This window comes from Longispora sp. NPDC051575 (genome assembly GCF_040681875.1).
GTDB lineage: Bacteria > Actinomycetota > Actinomycetes > Mycobacteriales > Micromonosporaceae > Longispora.
The window spans coordinates 457,482-473,056 of the sequence record NZ_JBFAZP010000005.1 but is presented as its reverse complement, the minus strand read 5'-3'; the positions used below and the strand labels follow the sequence as shown (position 1 = coordinate 473,056).

Genomic DNA, 15,575 nt, shown 5'->3' with positions numbered 1-15,575 from the left:
CGTCTCGGCGCGGTCTCCCGCGAATGGCTCAACCAGCCAGGCGGACGTTCTCCGCCTGCGGACCCTTCTGGCCCTGACCGATCTCAAATTCGACCCGCTGGCCGTCCTCGAGTGACTTGTACCCATCCATTTGGATCGACGAGAAGTGGACGAAAACATCCTGCCCGCCATCCACAGCGATGAAGCCGTAGCCCTTTTCGCTGTTGAACCACTTGACGCTACCTTCAGCCACAGCCGCACTTCCTTCTGCCAAACACCCCGACGCCGCACGACGCTGACGCCGGCATCAAGCCATTCCCGGTGCTCGATGAACGCACGCTACACGAGCCGATCAACCTACGCACTAATACAAACCGGACAGTAGAAATAACGCTGCGACTGTGGACAATCGCGGCTAGATTCTGTTTCTTATGCGCGCACAACCACCACCGTCCCGAGCCACTCTCGATTGGCTACACAAGGTGATCGGCGCCGACATCGCGTCGGCCGTGCCGCTCACCGGGGGCGTGGCCCAGTCCGTGACGGGGGTGACGACGACCGACGGCCGGGAGTACGTGCTGCGGTTGTGGAGCCGGCCCGACTGGCGGGAGACCGATCCCGACCACAGCCCGGAGAACGAGACCGCGGCGCTCACGGCGCTCGTCGGCAGCGGCCTGCCGGTGCCCGAGGTCGTGGCGGTGGACGCCGAGGGCCGGCACGGGGAGTACCCGGCGCTGCTGATGACCAGGCTGCCGGGCACGATCCTGCACAGCGCCACCCACCGTTCCCCGACCGCCGAGCCGCTGACCGCCGACATGCTCCGGCAGCTGGTCGACGCGGCCGACGTGCTGCACGCGCTGCCGGTACCCGACGTCGGCCCGTACGCGCCGTACGAGGATCTGAGCGAGTGGGAGCCGCCGTCGGAGCACCCGGTGTGGGAACGCGCTCTCGCGGTGGCCGCCTCCGGTCCGCCCCCGGGCCCGGACGTGTTCGTCCACCGCGACTTCCATCCCGGTAACACGCTGTGGCGGGAGGGGCGGCTCACGGGCGTGATCGACTGGACCACCGCGGCCCGGGGCCCGGCGGGCGTGGACCTCGCGCACCTGAGGATCAACCTCGTCCTGGCGTACGACCGGGCGACCGCCGACTCGGTGCTGCGGTTCGCTTCCGAACACAATCCTTACTGGGACGTCCGGGCAGTGCTCGACCTCGTGGACGAGGACGACGAGGACGACCTGCCGACCGTCGAGGAGTACCTGGAGAGCCTGCTGTGACCGTCGCGGACCCCGCGCGCCCGCGGGCCGCTCGGATCAGGCTGACCGTCGCGGATGGACGGACCCGGCGCGCGGCGGCCGTCTGACGGCCGCCGCGCGCCGGGTCGGGTTCAGGGTCGACAGGACCGGAGCAGGGCCAGCGACGGGAGCGGGTTCTTCCGGACCCCGCGCCCGCACCGGGCCAGTCAGGGCACCGCCGACGGGCTCGCGCTGGTGGCCGGGGTCGGCGTGGCACCCGGGGAGGCGCTCGGGGCGGCACTCGGCGCCCCGGACGGGGACGTCGACGGGCGCGGCGCGTCCGCGGAGCGCCGGATCGGGCCCGGGCCCTGGATCTCCTGCGGGCACAGCGGATAGACCCACCGGTCCGCCCAGTCCATGTTGTTGCGGTAGACGACGCTCGACGACTGCAGGCACCGGAACGGGTTGCCCATCTGGATCGGGTCGCCGTTCTGGTCGTAGATCCGGATGTCCTTCAGCGGCTTGCCCTCGGCGTCGTAGGCGACGATGTCCTGCACGTGGCCCCACCGGTCGTAGCTGTTGTAGGGGGCGTTGCGGTCCGCCGACTCCGCGACGATGACCAGGCCGGCGAGCGCGATCGGGAACGCGGCGGCCAGGAGCAGCCATCGGGGCCAGCCGCGGGTCTTCCGGGTCCGCCGGCCCAGCCAGACCGAGAACGCCACGGAACCCAGGAGGACGAGCAGGCCCAGGAGCGGCTGTCCGTTGCCGAACGGCAGCAGGCCGGTCCCGCCGCCGGTGAACACCAGCATCAGGAAGCTCGCGATCACCCAGCCCCGGAAGATCCACCAGGCGGGGCGGAGAGCGAGGAGGAGATCCATGATCCGTGGGTACCCGACGAGGGTGCCCAACCGGACGTCCACCCGGCTGAGGAAGGCCGCGAACCGCCGCCAGTCCAGCGCGGTGGCGTGCGGGCCGTTGCCCGCCGGGTCCAGCCCTGCGGCGGCGCGCAGTTCGGCCGCGTACTCCGCCGGGGTGCCCAGCCGCTCGGTCAGCGTCCCGCTGTGCTCGGCCTCGATGTCGGCGAGGTGGGCGGGCAGGTCCTCCATGAGGTCGTCGCGCACCTCCGGCGGCAGGTCGGACAGCGCCGTGCGGACCCCCGCCAGGTACGCCTCGCCCGAAGTGGTCGTGGTCATCACGCTGCCGCCTTCCCGTCGAGCAGGCTGTCCATGGTCCCGGCGAACCCGCGCCACACCGTGCTCGACCGGGTGAGCTGGGTGCGGCCGGCGGGGTTGAGGGCGTAGTACTTGCGGTGCGGACCCTCTTCGGAGGGGACCACGTACGTGGTCAGGTAGCCGGCGGTGAACAGCCGGCGCAGGGTGCCGTAGACGGAGGCGTCGCCGACCTCGTCCAGACCGGCCGCCCGCAGTCTGCGGAGGATGTCGTATCCGTAGCCGTCGTCTTCGCGGAGCACGGCGAGGACGGCCAGGTCGAGCACTCCTTTGAGAAGCTGGGTGGTATCCACGCATCAGACAGTACTGCGGACAGCGAAGTACCGTCAAGACGGAACTACCACCCGCTGCGCCATACACCTGTGGGCACAAAGGAGCGGGCGGGCACCCGGAGGTGTCCGCCCGCTGGAAGTGCGCTGTCTAGCTGTGCCGGCGGGACTGCACGATCCGGAACCGGTTGGACACGTAGGCCCCGTCGGTCAGGGCCGAGTTGGCCGCCCGGTTGGCGCCGCTGGCGTGGAAGTCCGAGTACGCCGCGGACTGGTTGACGAACACGCCGCCGGTCAGGTTGATCGACAGGTGGGTGCCGACCTCGATCGCGGCCTCCTCGACGACCCGGAGCACGTCCTCGTCGGTGGAGTACACCCCGACGGTGAGCGCGCCCTTGGCCTCCACGGTGCGCGCGAACAGGTCCACGCTCTCCGTGGTGCCGGCCGTGCCGATCAGGAACGAGATCGGGCCGAACCACTCGGTGCCGTAGGTGTCCTCGTCGGCCGCGTCGAGCTTCACGATCAGCGGGGTGCGGACCACCGCGTCCGGGAAGTCCGGGTGGGTGTGGGCGACGGAGTCGAGGACGACCTCGCCGACCTTGCGGGCCAGGTCGAGCCGGCCGATGACGCCCTCGTTGACGATCGCGCCGATCAGTTCGACGGCGCGGGCCGGGTCGCCGGTCAGCTTGGCCACGGAGCCGGCGATCCCGGCGGCGACCTCGTCGAAGGTCTTCACGCCGTCGGGGGTGGAGATGCCGTCGCGCGGGATGTAGATGTTCTGCGAGGTGGTGCACATCTGCCCCGAGTACAGCGACAGGGTGAACGCGATGTTGCGGCACATCCCGGCGAAGTCGTCGGTCGAGTCGATGATGATCGTGTTGACGCCGGCCTTCTCGGTGTACACGACGGCCTGGGTGGCGTTGGCCTCCAGCCAGTCCCCGTACTCCGTCGAGCCGGTGAAGTCCACGATCCTCACCTCGGGCCGGGTGGCCAGCACGGAGGCCAGCTTCTCGCCCGGGGCCTCGGGGGCGAGCTGGACCAGGTTCGGGTCGAACCCGGCCTCGGCGAGCACCTCGCGCGCGACCCGGACCGTGATGGCCAGCGGGGCGATGGCGCGCGGGTGCGGCTTGACGATCACCGGGTTGCCGGTGACCAGGGAGGCGAACAGGCCCGGGTAGGAGTTCCAGGTCGGGAAGGTGTTGCAGCCGACGACGAGGGCCAGGCCGCGCGGTACCACGTGGAAGGTCTTGGTCATCTTCAGCGGGTCGCCCTTGCCGGCCGGCTTCTCCCACTCGGCGGTGGCCGGGTGCCGGGTCATCTCGGCGTACGCGTAGGCGACGGCTTCCAGGGCGCGGTCGAACGCGTGCGCGGTGCCGGCCTGGAACGCCATCACGAACGCCTGGCCCGTGGTGAACTGCACGGCGTTGGCCAGCTCGAACGTGTTCTTGGCGAGCCGGTCGAGGATCTCCAGCGTGACGCCGGCCCGGGTCTGCGGGGTGGCGGCGCGCCACGCGGGCAGCGCCTCCTGGCCCCGGGAGACCAGGGTGTCGGCGTCGGTGTGCGGGTAGCGGATGCCGAGGTCGACCCCGAACGGGCTGGTCTCGGTGGCGACCCGCTCGGCGCCGTCGAGCGGGAAGTCCGCGTTGTGGTACGCCTCGAAGGCAGCCTTGCCGTCCGCGGCGGCCGTCTCGCCCCACACCCGGGGGCTGGGCGATTCGGGGTAGGCCGACCAGTAGCCCCGCTCCCGGATCGCGGTGAGCGCGGCGTCGAGTTTGTCGCTGTGTGTGGCGAAGAGGTCCGCAGTCATGCCCACCATCATGCCCCGACTGTGACAACTTTCGGCAATCTGATCACCAACGTGTCATGGACGGGTCAGCAGGGTGGGGGTTCGACCTGGTCGGTGACGTAGGCGTGGGTGACGTACTGGCCGCCGTAGAGCTTGTCCCAGCGGTCCGTGGAGCCGATCTGCTCGCCCCGGGTCTGGCACTCCAGCGGCAGCACCGCGTACGGCGCGGCGAGCCCCACGACCGCGTGGTCCGTCCCGGGCCCGGACCGCAGGTTGAGCAGCGTCTCGGCCTTGCCGGCGCCCGGGGACAGCCCGGTCCACAGGAAGGTCACGGTGACCCAGGCGTTGTTGGTGAGCCGGAGGCCGTCCCAGAAGGTGCCGTCGGCGAGGTCGATGCCCGCCGGGTTGTCGACCGTCCGGCCGAACTCGTCCTTCTTGGCGTTGTACTCGTCGTAGTAGGCGGCCTGGGCCTGCGGGGTGCCGTGCGGCAGGTCGCCCCATTCCTGCCGGTCGGGGTTCCAGTAGTCGTCGTGGGTGTTCCAGGGGCCGACGTCCCACACCGGCGCGTACTCGCACCGGCCGTTGTCGGAGCACACCTGCACGCTGCGGTCGCCGCCACCCTTGGCCGACAGGCCCCGACGGGACGGGAGGGCGACGAAGTGGTCGTGGGAGGTGATGACGTGTCCGTTGGCGGTGTTCTTGCCGACGAGCCCCTCGCGGGTCGCGTACACCCGGGACTGGAAGGGCGGGTCGTCGGCCGCGAAAGCAGGGGTCGGAGCCACCGTAATGACCCCGACCAGCACACTAGCTAGCTTCACCCACATAAAAGAACATTAGGCGGGTTTTACAACTCCTGCTGCCAGTTCACCCAGGTATTCGCCCAGCGGAACCCCATCCGCTCGTTAATCACGATCATGTAGCCGTTGTCGGCGGCGTTGGAGGTGTCGATGGCCCGGAGCTGCGGATACGTCTCCCGGTAGAAGGCCAGGTTCTCCAGTTTGACGATCGTGCCGAGCCGGTGGCCCCGGTGCGCGGAGCTGGCGATGGTGTTGTGCTGCCAGGCGTGCCACTCGTCGCCGGCGTCGGTGGCCAGCGCCGAGTAGGCCGCGAGGGTGTCGGTCTCGCGGTGCACCAGGCCCACGGCGAAGTGGATGTGGCCCCGGATCCGGGCGACCTCCTCGCCGGCCTTGACCCGGTCGGCGTCGATCTTCTCCTCCTCGAAGGTGAAGTCGCCGGTCGGGGACTCCATCATGATCCGCCGGTCGAGGTAGGCGAGGTCGTCGGCGTACTTCTCCGGGACCCGGTCCTTCCAGGTGATCAGGTCGTAGCCCTCGGCGTGCGTCCAGGCCTCGGCGAGCTGGCGGGCCAGCTCCTCCTCGGACACCACGCCCGGTACCCACCGGCGGTGCGCCTCGTCGAGCACCCGACGGAAGCCCATCGCCTTGGCGAACTCCTGGCCGGGGCCGTGCGGGCTGCCCTCCTCCTGACCGGGGAGCGCCTCGGTGGAGTCGGTCTGGAGGTTCTTGCGGTTCTCGGCCTTCGCGCGTTCGACGGCCTTCGCGTACAGCGCGCGGCCGATGCCCTTGCGGCGGTGCTCCGGGTGCACGGTGAAGTCGGCCCCGATGTTGTCGAGGTTGTCGAGGGTCGGCATCGACAGGGCGAGCAGGCCGACGGTTTCACCGTTCTCGGTGGCGGTCCAGTACTCACACCTCTCGCCCGGCCACGGGTTCCTGAGTCTTCCGATGTCACGTTCGAGCGTGGGGAACGGAAAGTCCGCACGCTCCAGGGTGTGTGCCGCGAGATGCACGCGGAACCAGGCGGCCACGGCCGCGTCGTCGGTCACGTCGAGCTGGGAGATATGCATACCCGTCAGACTGACGAACCCGGACCGACGCCGCGACCGAATTATGCCAACACCTGCTTGTACTCCTGATCGATCTTGCGGACCCGGAATCCCATCGCCTCGTTGACGGCGATCATGTGCCGGTTCTCGTCGGCGTTCCAGGTGTAGAGGGTGCGCAGTTCCGGCACCTCCGAGCGGACGAAAGCCAGGTTGGCGAGCTTCACGATCGTGCCGAGCCGCTTACCCCGGTGCTCCGGGTGTGCGATGGTGATCCACTGCCAGCCGAAGTCGTCGAAACCATGATCAAGGGCAATCGTCGTGTACGCGACCAGCCGGCCCCCGTGCAGCACCCCCGCGTTGTACCGCCGCCGCTTGCGCACGTCGAGCGCCGCGTCCTTGGCCCGGACCAGGTCGACGTCGATGTCCTCCCGCTCGACCGGGATGTCGCCCATCGGGATGTCGAGCAGCATCCGGCCGTTGAGGTAGGCGACGTCGGCGATCACCGAGTCCGGCGCGCCGTCCCGCCAGGTGATCAGCTCGTAGCCCTCGGCGTGCGTCCAGGCCTCGGCGAGCAGGGCGTCGAGGTCGGCCTCGGACACGGTGCCGGCCTCCCACCTGCGGCACACCTCGTTCAGGGCCCAGCTCGCGCCGACGGTCCCGGCGAACGCGCGGCCGGCCTCGCCGTGCGCCTGGCCGATGAGGACGGTGCGGCCGAGCGCTCCGGCGCGCTCCAGGGCCCTGGCGTGCAGGGCGCGGCCGACGCCCCGGCGGCGGTGGTCCGGGAGCACCCAGAGGTCGACGCCCAGCAGGGTGAGGTTGTCGCGGGTCGGCCAGTCCAGGACGAGGCCGCCGACGATCCGGCCGTCCTCGACCGCGATCCAGTGTTCGTAGCCGGCGCCCGGCCACGGGTCGTCCACGGCGTCGACCCACTGTTCGCGGCTCCGGGGCGGCATGTCCGGGTTCTCGGTGTGCCAGACGGTGTTCATGGCGGCGTAGCGTTCCTCGACCCGGGCCAGGTCCGAGGTGTCCAGCTCGATGATGTCCATGGGTCCACCTTGGCCGCCGCACGATCCCCCCGCGACCGATTAACCCCGGACGAAAAAGAGCCGCCCCCGAGTCCTCGGGGGCGGCTCACACGTTGGTCGGGAGAACGCTCGCTTGAGCAGCACCGCCAAATTGCGGCACCGCTGCACCGATCGAGATCGGAGCACATCATCGAAACAGGTTTCGACGGTGGTTACGGCGTCCTCCCGCAGAGAAAATACTCTGCCTCTACTTCCCCGTCGTCAAGCAGCCAAGTTATAGTTATCGATCGTTAAGCTCACCGTGAGTGGCGACTCGCCCGGGGACACCGGACGACTCGCCAACCCACCAGCGCACATTACGCAGTGCCTTGACTACGCTATGTAGTTTGTGTGACCTAAGTCACAACAGCCCAGCCTCACGGGCGGCGCGCAAAGAAGGCTTCACCTGGTGCGTCGGGCCTACGCGATCGGCCACGGCGTCCAAAGTCTTCAGTCCCTCGCCCGTGTTGTACACAACTGTCTCAGCCGACGGGTCGAGCTTGCCACTCTCAAGAAGCTTTTTGAGGACCGCGACCGTGACGCCCCCGGCGGTCTCCGCGAACACGCCCGTCGTGCGGGCCAGCAACTGGATGCCGTCGCGGATCTCGTCGTCGGTCACCGAGTCCATCCAGCCCCCGGTCCGGCGCACCGACTCCAGGGCGAACGGCCCCGCCGCCGGGTCACCGATGTTCAGGGACTTCGCGATGCCGGTCGGCTTCACCGGGGTGATCTGGTCCTTCTCGTCGCGCAGGGCGGTGGCGATCGGGTCGCAGCCCTTCGACTGGGCGCCGAAGACCTTCCAACCACTCTCGGGTACGAGGCCGATCTCGACCAGTTCCTCGAACGCCTTGTCGATCTTCGTGAGCAGCTCGCCGGACGCCATCGGCACGACCACCTGGGCCGGGAGCCGCCAGCCGAGCTGCTCGGCGACCTCGTAGCCGAGGGTCTTGGAGCCCTCCGCGTAGTACGGCCGGACGTTGACGTTCACGAACGCCGTGTCCTCGAACTCGTCCGTCTCCGTGAGCTCGCCGCAGAGCCGGTTCACGTCGTCGTAGGAGCCCTCGATGGCGACGAGCTCGCCACCGTAGACCGCCGTGGTGATGATCTTGCCCTGTTCGAGGTCGGACGGGATGAACACGATGCTCGGCACCCCGGCGCGGGCCGAGTGCGCCGCCACCGAGTTCGCCAGGTTGCCCGTCGACGCGCACGCGAACCGGGTGAAGCCCAGCTCCTTCGCCGCCGTCAGCGCCACCGACACCACCCGGTCCTTGAACGAGTGCGTCGGGTTCGCCGAGTCGTCCTTCACCCACAGCGTGCCGGTCATGCCCAACTCGGCCGCCAGCGCGTCCGCCCTGATCAGGGGGGTCAGACCGGGGTCGAGGGTCACCCGGGAGGCGGGGTCCTGGCCGGCGGGGAGGAGCGGGGCGTAGCGCCAGATGTTCTGCGGGCCCGCCTCGATCTGCTCACGGGTGACCTTGTTCAGCGCCGCCTGGTCGTAGCCGACCTCCAGGGGACCGAAGCACTCGAAACACGCGTGCTGGGCGATCAGCGGGTACTCCTGGCCGCAGGCACGGCACACGAGACATCGAGCGGGTGAGTTGGTTGCAGACAGCGCCATGCGCGGATTCCTTCCCATCTTTCCCGGATTCGATCTTCGATCCGGGCCGGATTTGGCACCTAACCCACATGTGTGGCGGTTGCCGGAGCGTCAACGGGCCGTTCCCTCGGCTCCTCTGGATGAGGTATTCAGTTGTGCCCAGCATTCTATGGGCTTTTTCCACCACCCGACACGTGAGCCGCACCACGCTCGTTGAACCTTCCGATCGGGGACAAGGAGGTCCGAAATGGCAGTAGGGCACAGCCCAATGGTGCGTCGGAGCAGGCTGGGCGCTGAGTTACGCAAGCTCCGCCGGGACAAGCAGCTGACCATCGCGAACGTGGCCGCACTCGTCGGCTGGCAGGCATCGGAGCTCAGCAGGCTGGAAAACGGCAAGCTCCGACCGGACCTGTCGGTTGTCATGGACATTCTGGACGCGTTGGAGGTGATCGGCGGGCAGCGCGAGATCCTGATCTCCATGGCCCGCGACGCCAACCAGCGCGGTTGGTGGAAGGCGATGGTGGGGCCGATGTTCGAGCGGTACCGCCAGATCGCCGAGATCGAAGCGGGCGCCACGGACATCAGGCAGATCACTCTGCTGTACGTGCCCGGGCTCCTCCAGACGGAGGACTACGCCCGGTCGCGCCTGTCGCACTACCCGGGGTTCACCGAACCCGGGGCGCTCAACACGGCCATCCACGGCCGTCTGACCAGGCAGAAGCTCCTCGACAACGAGGAGACGCGGTATTCGGTGATCATGGATGAGGGAGTCCTTCATCGCCGAACCTGTCAGCCAGCACTCATGGTTGAGCAGTTCAAGCACCTGATCAAGATAGGCCAGCGGCCAAACATTCAGATCAAGGTGCTGCCGTTCAGCTCGGAAATCTACGAGCGCACCTCGATGACCACGGGCTTCACGCTTTTCCGGTACGCAAGTCCGGATGACCCGCAGGTTGCTTTTGTCGAGACCAGCTCCGTGGACCTGATCCTCAGCGACACCGAGGACCTGGCCCGCTACGAGGGGATGTACCAAGAGATCTCGTCACACGCGCTGAGCGTCGAGGACTCGCGGACTCTCCTCGAAGAGGCGACAGAGAGATTCAGCAACGAAGGACGGCGATGACGCACCCCACATTCAGCGACTGGCACAAGTCAACTCGCAGTGACCAGTCCGGTTGCGTTGAGATGTCGTCGAGTGACGACCAGCTCATGGTTGGAATCCGCGACACCAAGGACCGGTCTGCTGGCACGCTCGTGTTTGGCAGCGCGGACTGGCAGACGTTCCTCAACGAGGCCAAGGGTGGCTCCTTCGTGCACTAACAGGGTCTACTTGCACAACGATTGTGTGGCCTCGGGGAACCTCCCGGGGCCACACATATTTATTCCGGAACCCGAATATCGGGACTTCGGGGTGTGGGTGGGATGCAATCTGGCGCTACCTTCGAGGCATGTCGAAATCGGCTGATCTATTCCGACGACGCCAGGAGCTGGGCGTCGCCCTCCGGGAGCTTCGCGAATCCGCAGGTCTGAGCGGTTCCAGACTCGCGGCCAGGCTGGGCGTAAGCCAGTCGAAGGTGTCGAAGATCGAGACCGGCCTCAGTAGACCTTCCATCGAGGAGGTCGAGATTATGCTGAACGCTCTGGAGGCGAGCACAGAGGTTCGGCGGAAGATCCTCAAACTCGCGCAGGTTAGTCCCTTGAGCTTCACACACATGAGCGCCATGCGTCAGGTCGGCTTGGATCGCAATCAGCAAAACGTGGGAGCACGGGAGCGAGCAGCCCTGGAATACAGGAACTATTCGTCGACCTTCATCTCCGGCTTGTTGCAGACTCCTGAATTCATCCGCTCATTGTTCGTCAAACCGCTCTTCGTTGGAAGCATCAACGCGCAACGAATGATCACAGCACGCGTCGATAGGCAGCGAATTCTCTACGAACCAGGGCGGCACTTCCGCTTCCTGTTTTCGGAGGCGGCTTTGCGTAGCCGACTCTGTTCCGGCCCTGTGATGGCCATGCAGATGGACCACATCGCGTCCATGTCTCGACTCGACAGTGTGGACATCAGCGTGCTCCCGTGGACCACCCGAATCCCTCAGGCAACCCTCCACCACTTCACGATCTATGACGAGCGGCTGGTTGTTGTCGAGAACATGCACGGCGACCTGAAGGTTCGCGATCACAAGGACATCGTCATGTATGCGGAGCTATTCGAGTCGCTGCATGGGGTGGCGCAACACGGCGACGCCGCGAGGGAGTTTCTGCGGGAAGTGGCTGACGAGCATCGGGGACTGCCGGACTGAACCGATGCGCGCCGGGTCGGGGCCCACCGTAATCAGATGATGATTTTATGCTTTGACCCGCATGAATTCGGTCCTCCGTCGGGGCACGGTCCTAGCGTTTTGGGCAGCCGGGGCGGTCCCTTCCCCCCTGATCGCCCCGGCCGACCCCGAAGGGAGAAGCCATGGCCACCACGGCGACCGCGCTCGGCACTCTGGACACCGTCTCCAACGGCCCCCGCGACGCGATCCTCGGACTCGCGCTCGACGGGATCGTGCACTGGATGACCCCTGGTGAGGGGTACCGGCTGCACCACGACGGCCTCGACTGGCGGGTGACCGGCGGGCGGTTCCACGGGGCGGTGCTGACCCGGGCCGGGCAGCCCGTGTTCCGGCTGCCGACCCAGCACGGGGACGAGCCGCTCAGCGTCCAGCACGCCTACACGGCGCAGCTCGGCCCCGACGGGCAGTGGGAACTGTGGCGGCTCAACTGGTGAGGAGTTTGGGCAGGTCCTCGATCCAGGCGAGGACCATCTTCTCGTAGCGGATGCCGTATTCGCAGGTCACGAGGCGGTAGGTCTCCCCCGCCTCCAGCATCGCGACCCGTTCCGCCTCCAGTTGGGCGAGCCGGGCCTCGTGCGCCTCGCGGTGCCCGCCGAGCAGGACCTCCAGCTCGTCGGGGCCGAAGTGCTCGCCGAACCCGATCCGGAGCAGCAGCTCCTCGCGGGGCTGCTGGACCTGCGGCACCCCGACCAGCCAGGTGGCGAACGCCTCGCGCCCCGCGTCGGTCAGGTGGTACGGCACGCTGCCGCGGGGGCCCGTGTCGCCCGCCCCGACCAGGCCACGGCCGGCGAGGAGCGGCAGTTCCCGGAAGATCTGGCTGCGGGTGATCCCCCAGAAGGGGCTGATATCGGACTCGGCCGCCCGGGCCAGCTCGCCGGCCGTGGCCGATCTCAGACGGTGCAGCAGACCGAGAGTCGCGGCGGAGGTGGCGTTCAGGTCGCGCGGCTGCCTCATGGAACAGAATTGTCCGCCGAAATGACGAACTTCGGTGCCTAAAAAGGGTTAGCTGTCAGTTAAGACACGCCGTGTCGTGGTGGAATCCCCGTATTGAGCCCGAATTGGTGGGGTCCACAGTTGACGGATGAGTGAGCAAGATCCACAGTGGAAAGTGTCGTAGCCCGCTGGCACAATTCTGGCATGCGGGACGTGAGCGGGAGACGGTTCGGGGGCGCGATCCTGGCGTTGGCCCTCGTCAGTGTGCTGTCCGGGGTGGCCGCGATCGGGCTGGCCGCCGTCTCGGTCGCCAGCGTCGGCTTCGGGCCCGAGCGGTGCTGCCCGGCCGGCGGCCCGCCGACGCGGCCGAGTCCCGCGCCCCGCCCGAGCGCCACCCCCGGGCCGACCCGGGCCGTCGGGCTGCCGGCCTGCATCATCGGCTCGTGGCGGGTGGTGTCCGAAACCTCCATGGTGAAGTACTACTCGAACGCCGACCCCTTCGCCGCCAGCTCCAGCCCCGGCAAGTCCTATGAGTTCCGGGCCGACGGCACCGGCACCGAGAAGTGGGACAACGTGACCTACACCGCCAACAGCGGCGGCTCCACCCTCCGCCTCCAGTCCAACGGGTCGGCGGAGTTCACCTGGACGGCGACGGGGGACACGGTGACGTATCTGGCGCGGACCAGCGTGAACCTCAAACACCACTGGTCGGTGCCCGAAGGGGAGTCCGACGCGACCAGCTCACCGAACCCCGCGCTGAACGAGGTCGACCGCTACAAGTGCGGGGCCACCGGGTTCGAGGAGAGCAACGACACCGGTTACCGCTCGGTGTGGGCCCGCACCTCCGGCTACGGGTTCTACGGATGAGGCGCGGCACGGGTCACCTCACGGAGGTGGGCGGCCGGGTGGGGCGCGCGATCTCCCGGCTCGGGCTTGCCGCCCTGTTGGGGCTGGTCGTGGTGGGGGTTGGCGCACCGGCCGGGGCCGCGCCGCCCAGTGCCGAGGAGCGGGCCGCCGCCATCGCCCGGCCCGCGATCGTGATCGTGGAGATCCGGTGGCAGGCGTGGGTGCGGGACACGAAGACCGGGGAGGTGTTCGGCGGCAAGGACGGCTATCGGATCGTCAGCTCCTGCACCGGGTTCGGGGTGCACGCCGACGGCCTGCTCGTCACCGCCGGGCACTGCGTGGACCCCGGGGCGGAGGGCATCGGCCGGGCCCTGTTCGGGATCGTCGCCCAGGAGCTGGCCGCCGTCGGCCGGGTCGGCGACAACAACAAGGCCGTGGCCGCGCTGCTCGACCGCGCCGTCGCCGAGGGCCCCGAGAAGGACAGCCCCGTCAGTCGCGAGGTCGTCGTGCACCGGGGCGTGCGGGTCGACGATCGGACCGTGGACGACCCGCTGCCCGCCGAGGTCGTGCACATCCTGCCGCACAGCCGGGGCGACGTCGCCGTCCTCAAGGTCGAACGGGGCCGCCTCCCCGCCCTGGAGATCATCGACGGCAGCGACCTGCCCGTCGGCACCCCGATCCTCGCCATCGGCTTCCCCGGCTCCGCCGACCGGATCAGCGACCCCACCCTCGAACCGAGCGCCAAGGACGGCCGGATCAGCAACCGCCGCACCATCGCCGGCGTCCCCTTCTACGAGGTCAGCGCCGCCTCCACCGGGGGCATGAGCGGCGGGCCCGTCGTGGACCAGTCCGGCCGGGTGATCGGCCTCGTGAGTTCCGCGCCGGCCGGCGAACCGCAGGCGTTCAACTTCATGGCCGCGTCCTCGCTGGTCGCGGGGGTGCTGCGCGGCAAGGAGATCCCCAACGGGCTGGGGCCGGTGGACCGCAACTACCGGTCCGGGCTCAAGCAGTACTACGCCGGCCACCACAAGTCCGCCATCGAGTACTTCGACGCGGTCCTCAAGGCCTCCCCCAGTCACCAGCAGGCCTGGGAATATCGGAGGCTGGCCGGGCAGACGCCGGGGAGTTCGGCCGTGCCGAGCCTGGTGATCGCGTTGTGCGCGCTGGTCGCGGTGGGGACCGGGGTGGTGGCGGTGTTCCTGTTCATGCTGCGGCGGACGGCTGCGGCCGGGGGCGTCGTCGGGGCTGGGCCCGGGACGCCGATCGGGCCCGTTTCGGGGCAAGGCTTCGGGGCTGTCGCCGGGCCGGTGTCCGGACCCGGGTTCGGGGTGCCCGCTGGGCCTGTGTCGGGGCCAGGCTTTGGGACAGCGGTCGGGCCGGTGGCCGGGTCGGAATGGGCGCCCGAAAGCGGGCCAGACGCCGGGCCCGCGCCGGGGCAAGGGTTCGGGGCCGCAGTCGGGTCGGAGTCCGAGCAAGGCTTCAGGTCGGAGCCCGGTTTTGGCGCGGTCGCGCCGATATCCGGACCGGCGTCCGGCCCCGGGCTGGAGCCGACCTCCGGTGCAGGGCCGCTGCCCGGCCCGGCGACCGAGCCGGAGCCGGGGCAGAGGGCCGGCTAGCTCACCACGTCCTTGCGGAGGAAGCGCCACCAGCCGAGCGCCACGAAGATCGTGACGTACAGCAGGGCGGAGATCGTGCCCCGGATCATGTCCTCGGTCTGGATGGGGCTGGCCAGCAGGCCGAGCCAGCCCGTGTCGTAGTGCCCGGGGAGCCAGTTGCGCAGGTCCCCGAGGGCGGTCACCGCGTCGAGGATGTTCGCGATGATCTGCAACAGGACCGCGCCGCCGACGGCTCCGAGGGGCGCGTCGGTGCTCACGGACAGCAGGAAGGCCAGGCCGGCGATCGGTAGCAGCTGGATCGCCAGGTAGGCGACGACGCCGAGGACCCGGCCGGTGCCGGTGCTGGCCGGGAGGACGCCGCCCAGCGGGGTGCCCAGGTCGTGCCAGCCGAAGAAGATCCAGCCGAACAGGGTCGCGCTGCCGGCCAGCAGGAGCACCGCGATGGCGCAGTAGGTCAGGGCCACCGACAGCTTCACGGCGAGCAGCCGCGACCGGGGCACCGGGACGGCCAGCAGGTAGCGCAGGCTCCCCCAGCTCGCCTCGCTGGCGATCGTGTCCCCGCAGAACAGCGCCACCACCACGATCAGCAGGAACGTGGACGACACGAACAGCGAGAAGATGGTGAAGTTCAGGGCGCTGCCGGTGGCCAGATCCACCAGGCTGCCGTACGCGCTCTGCCGGGTCGACTGGTTGCCGCCCGGGTTCAGCTTGAACGCGCCGGCCAGCAGCAACGGCAGGAGAGTCAGGAAACCCAACGCCATCTTGGTACGGCGGCGGGTCAGCTGCCGGCGGAACTCCACCCCGTAGCGCAGGGTGCGGTGGGCGTGCCAGCCGGTGGCGCG

General features: G+C 68.8%; 17 protein-coding genes and 1 riboswitch. Of the genes, 7 read left to right on the top strand and 10 right to left on the bottom strand.

Annotated elements, in window-relative coordinates; genetic code table 11:
* Positions 1–28: 28 nt before the first annotated feature.
* Positions 29–232: a cold-shock protein gene (locus AB0M43_RS16575; RefSeq protein ID WP_363725374.1), complete on the bottom strand. Its 204-nt coding sequence runs from the start codon at positions 230–232 to the stop codon at positions 29–31.
* A 229-nt stretch (positions 233–461) separates the two neighbouring features.
* On the opposite strand from AB0M43_RS16575, the gene AB0M43_RS16570 reads away from it, so the two are divergent.
* Entirely contained in the window at positions 462–1,253 is a 792-nt protein-coding gene (locus tag AB0M43_RS16570; protein WP_363725372.1) for a phosphotransferase, read from the top strand.
* A 185-nt stretch (positions 1,254–1,438) separates the two neighbouring features.
* Here the strand turns inward: AB0M43_RS16570 and AB0M43_RS16565 are convergent, their stop codons facing one another.
* The 7 genes from AB0M43_RS16565 to thrC all read right to left on the bottom strand — a co-directional run bounded on the left by AB0M43_RS16565 (position 1,439) and on the right by thrC (position 9,020).
* Positions 1,439–2,404, bottom strand: coding sequence for a hypothetical protein (locus AB0M43_RS16565; protein ID WP_363725370.1), 966 nt, complete (start codon positions 2,402–2,404; stop codon positions 1,439–1,441).
* Positions 2,404–2,733, bottom strand: coding sequence for a PadR family transcriptional regulator (locus tag AB0M43_RS16560; RefSeq protein ID WP_363725368.1), 330 nt, complete (start codon positions 2,731–2,733; stop codon positions 2,404–2,406). Before AB0M43_RS16560 ends, AB0M43_RS16565 begins: the two co-directional genes overlap by 1 nt.
* 127 nt (positions 2,734–2,860) lie before the next feature.
* Positions 2,861–4,516 (bottom strand): phenylacetic acid degradation protein PaaN, encoded by a 1,656-nt coding sequence (gene paaN / locus AB0M43_RS16555; RefSeq protein WP_363725366.1) that lies wholly within the window; start codon positions 4,514–4,516, stop codon positions 2,861–2,863.
* 65 nt (positions 4,517–4,581) lie between these two features.
* Positions 4,582–5,313 (bottom strand): hypothetical protein, encoded by a 732-nt coding sequence (locus AB0M43_RS16550; RefSeq protein WP_363725364.1) that lies wholly within the window; start codon positions 5,311–5,313, stop codon positions 4,582–4,584.
* 26 nt (positions 5,314–5,339) lie between these two features.
* Positions 5,340–6,359, bottom strand: a complete 1,020-nt coding sequence (locus tag AB0M43_RS16545; RefSeq protein ID WP_363725362.1) for a GNAT family N-acetyltransferase — start codon at positions 6,357–6,359, stop codon at positions 5,340–5,342.
* A gap of 41 nt (positions 6,360–6,400) precedes the next feature.
* On the bottom strand, positions 6,401–7,384 hold the full coding sequence (locus AB0M43_RS16540) for a GNAT family N-acetyltransferase (protein WP_363725360.1): 984 nt from the start codon (positions 7,382–7,384) through the stop codon (positions 6,401–6,403).
* A gap of 379 nt (positions 7,385–7,763) precedes the next feature.
* Positions 7,764–9,020 (bottom strand): threonine synthase, encoded by a 1,257-nt coding sequence (gene thrC / locus AB0M43_RS16535; RefSeq protein ID WP_363725358.1) that lies wholly within the window; start codon positions 9,018–9,020, stop codon positions 7,764–7,766.
* Between the two features lie 11 nt (positions 9,021–9,031).
* Positions 9,032–9,146, bottom strand: a riboswitch (SAM riboswitch).
* Between the two features lie 100 nt (positions 9,147–9,246).
* Here thrC and AB0M43_RS16530 point away from each other — a divergent pair.
* The 4 genes from AB0M43_RS16530 to AB0M43_RS16515 all read left to right on the top strand — a co-directional run bounded on the left by AB0M43_RS16530 (position 9,247) and on the right by AB0M43_RS16515 (position 11,772).
* Positions 9,247–10,122, top strand: a complete 876-nt coding sequence (locus tag AB0M43_RS16530; protein WP_363725357.1) for a helix-turn-helix transcriptional regulator — start codon at positions 9,247–9,249, stop codon at positions 10,120–10,122.
* Positions 10,119–10,319 (top strand): DUF397 domain-containing protein, encoded by a 201-nt coding sequence (locus tag AB0M43_RS16525; RefSeq protein WP_363725355.1) that lies wholly within the window; start codon positions 10,119–10,121, stop codon positions 10,317–10,319. Before AB0M43_RS16530 ends, AB0M43_RS16525 begins: the two co-directional genes overlap by 4 nt.
* A gap of 128 nt (positions 10,320–10,447) precedes the next feature.
* The gene (locus AB0M43_RS16520) at positions 10,448–11,299 is read left to right on the top strand and encodes a helix-turn-helix transcriptional regulator (RefSeq protein ID WP_363725353.1); all 852 of its coding nucleotides are present in this window, start codon (positions 10,448–10,450) and stop codon (positions 11,297–11,299) included.
* A gap of 161 nt (positions 11,300–11,460) precedes the next feature.
* The gene (locus tag AB0M43_RS16515) at positions 11,461–11,772 is read left to right on the top strand and encodes a hypothetical protein (protein WP_363725351.1); all 312 of its coding nucleotides are present in this window, start codon (positions 11,461–11,463) and stop codon (positions 11,770–11,772) included.
* Here AB0M43_RS16515 and AB0M43_RS16510 read toward each other — a convergent pair.
* Positions 11,762–12,292, bottom strand: coding sequence for a PadR family transcriptional regulator (locus AB0M43_RS16510; protein ID WP_363725349.1), 531 nt, complete (start codon positions 12,290–12,292; stop codon positions 11,762–11,764). The genes AB0M43_RS16515 and AB0M43_RS16510 overlap by 11 nt on opposite strands.
* A gap of 183 nt (positions 12,293–12,475) precedes the next feature.
* On the opposite strand from AB0M43_RS16510, the gene AB0M43_RS16505 reads away from it, so the two are divergent.
* Positions 12,476–13,138 carry a lipocalin family protein gene (locus tag AB0M43_RS16505; protein WP_363725348.1) on the top strand — a complete coding sequence of 221 codons (663 nt, stop codon included), beginning with the start codon at positions 12,476–12,478 and terminating at the stop codon, positions 13,136–13,138.
* Positions 13,135–14,733 carry a trypsin-like peptidase domain-containing protein gene (locus AB0M43_RS16500; RefSeq protein ID WP_363725346.1) on the top strand — a complete coding sequence of 533 codons (1,599 nt, stop codon included), beginning with the start codon at positions 13,135–13,137 and terminating at the stop codon, positions 14,731–14,733. Before AB0M43_RS16505 ends, AB0M43_RS16500 begins: the two co-directional genes overlap by 4 nt.
* Here AB0M43_RS16500 and AB0M43_RS16495 read toward each other — a convergent pair.
* Positions 14,730–15,545 carry an ABC transporter permease gene (locus AB0M43_RS16495; RefSeq protein WP_363725780.1) on the bottom strand — a complete coding sequence of 272 codons (816 nt, stop codon included), beginning with the start codon at positions 15,543–15,545 and terminating at the stop codon, positions 14,730–14,732. The genes AB0M43_RS16500 and AB0M43_RS16495 overlap by 4 nt on opposite strands.
* Positions 15,546–15,575: the final 30 nt, after the last annotated feature.

What these genes read in the sequence shown, in the direction of transcription:
- AB0M43_RS16565 (WP_363725370.1), bottom strand. Translation starts at nt 2,404, where the DNA reads ATGACCACGACCACTTCGGGCGAGGCGTACCTGGCGGGGGTCCGCACG.
- paaN (WP_363725366.1), bottom strand. Translation starts at nt 4,516, where the DNA reads ATGACTGCGGACCTCTTCGCCACACACAGCGACAAACTCGACGCCGCG.
- AB0M43_RS16545 (WP_363725362.1), bottom strand. Translation starts at nt 6,359, where the DNA reads ATGCATATCTCCCAGCTCGACGTGACCGACGACGCGGCCGTGGCCGCC.
- AB0M43_RS16540 (WP_363725360.1), bottom strand. Translation starts at nt 7,384, where the DNA reads ATGGACATCATCGAGCTGGACACCTCGGACCTGGCCCGGGTCGAGGAA.
- thrC (WP_363725358.1), bottom strand. Translation starts at nt 9,020, where the DNA reads ATGGCGCTGTCTGCAACCAACTCACCCGCTCGATGTCTCGTGTGCCGT.
- AB0M43_RS16530 (WP_363725357.1), top strand. Translation starts at nt 9,247, where the DNA reads ATGGCAGTAGGGCACAGCCCAATGGTGCGTCGGAGCAGGCTGGGCGCT.
- AB0M43_RS16525 (WP_363725355.1), top strand. Translation starts at nt 10,119, where the DNA reads ATGACGCACCCCACATTCAGCGACTGGCACAAGTCAACTCGCAGTGAC.
- AB0M43_RS16520 (WP_363725353.1), top strand. Translation starts at nt 10,448, where the DNA reads ATGTCGAAATCGGCTGATCTATTCCGACGACGCCAGGAGCTGGGCGTC.
- AB0M43_RS16515 (WP_363725351.1), top strand. Translation starts at nt 11,461, where the DNA reads ATGGCCACCACGGCGACCGCGCTCGGCACTCTGGACACCGTCTCCAAC.
- AB0M43_RS16510 (WP_363725349.1), bottom strand. Translation starts at nt 12,292, where the DNA reads ATGAGGCAGCCGCGCGACCTGAACGCCACCTCCGCCGCGACTCTCGGT.
- AB0M43_RS16505 (WP_363725348.1), top strand. Translation starts at nt 12,476, where the DNA reads ATGCGGGACGTGAGCGGGAGACGGTTCGGGGGCGCGATCCTGGCGTTG.
- AB0M43_RS16500 (WP_363725346.1), top strand. Translation starts at nt 13,135, where the DNA reads ATGAGGCGCGGCACGGGTCACCTCACGGAGGTGGGCGGCCGGGTGGGG.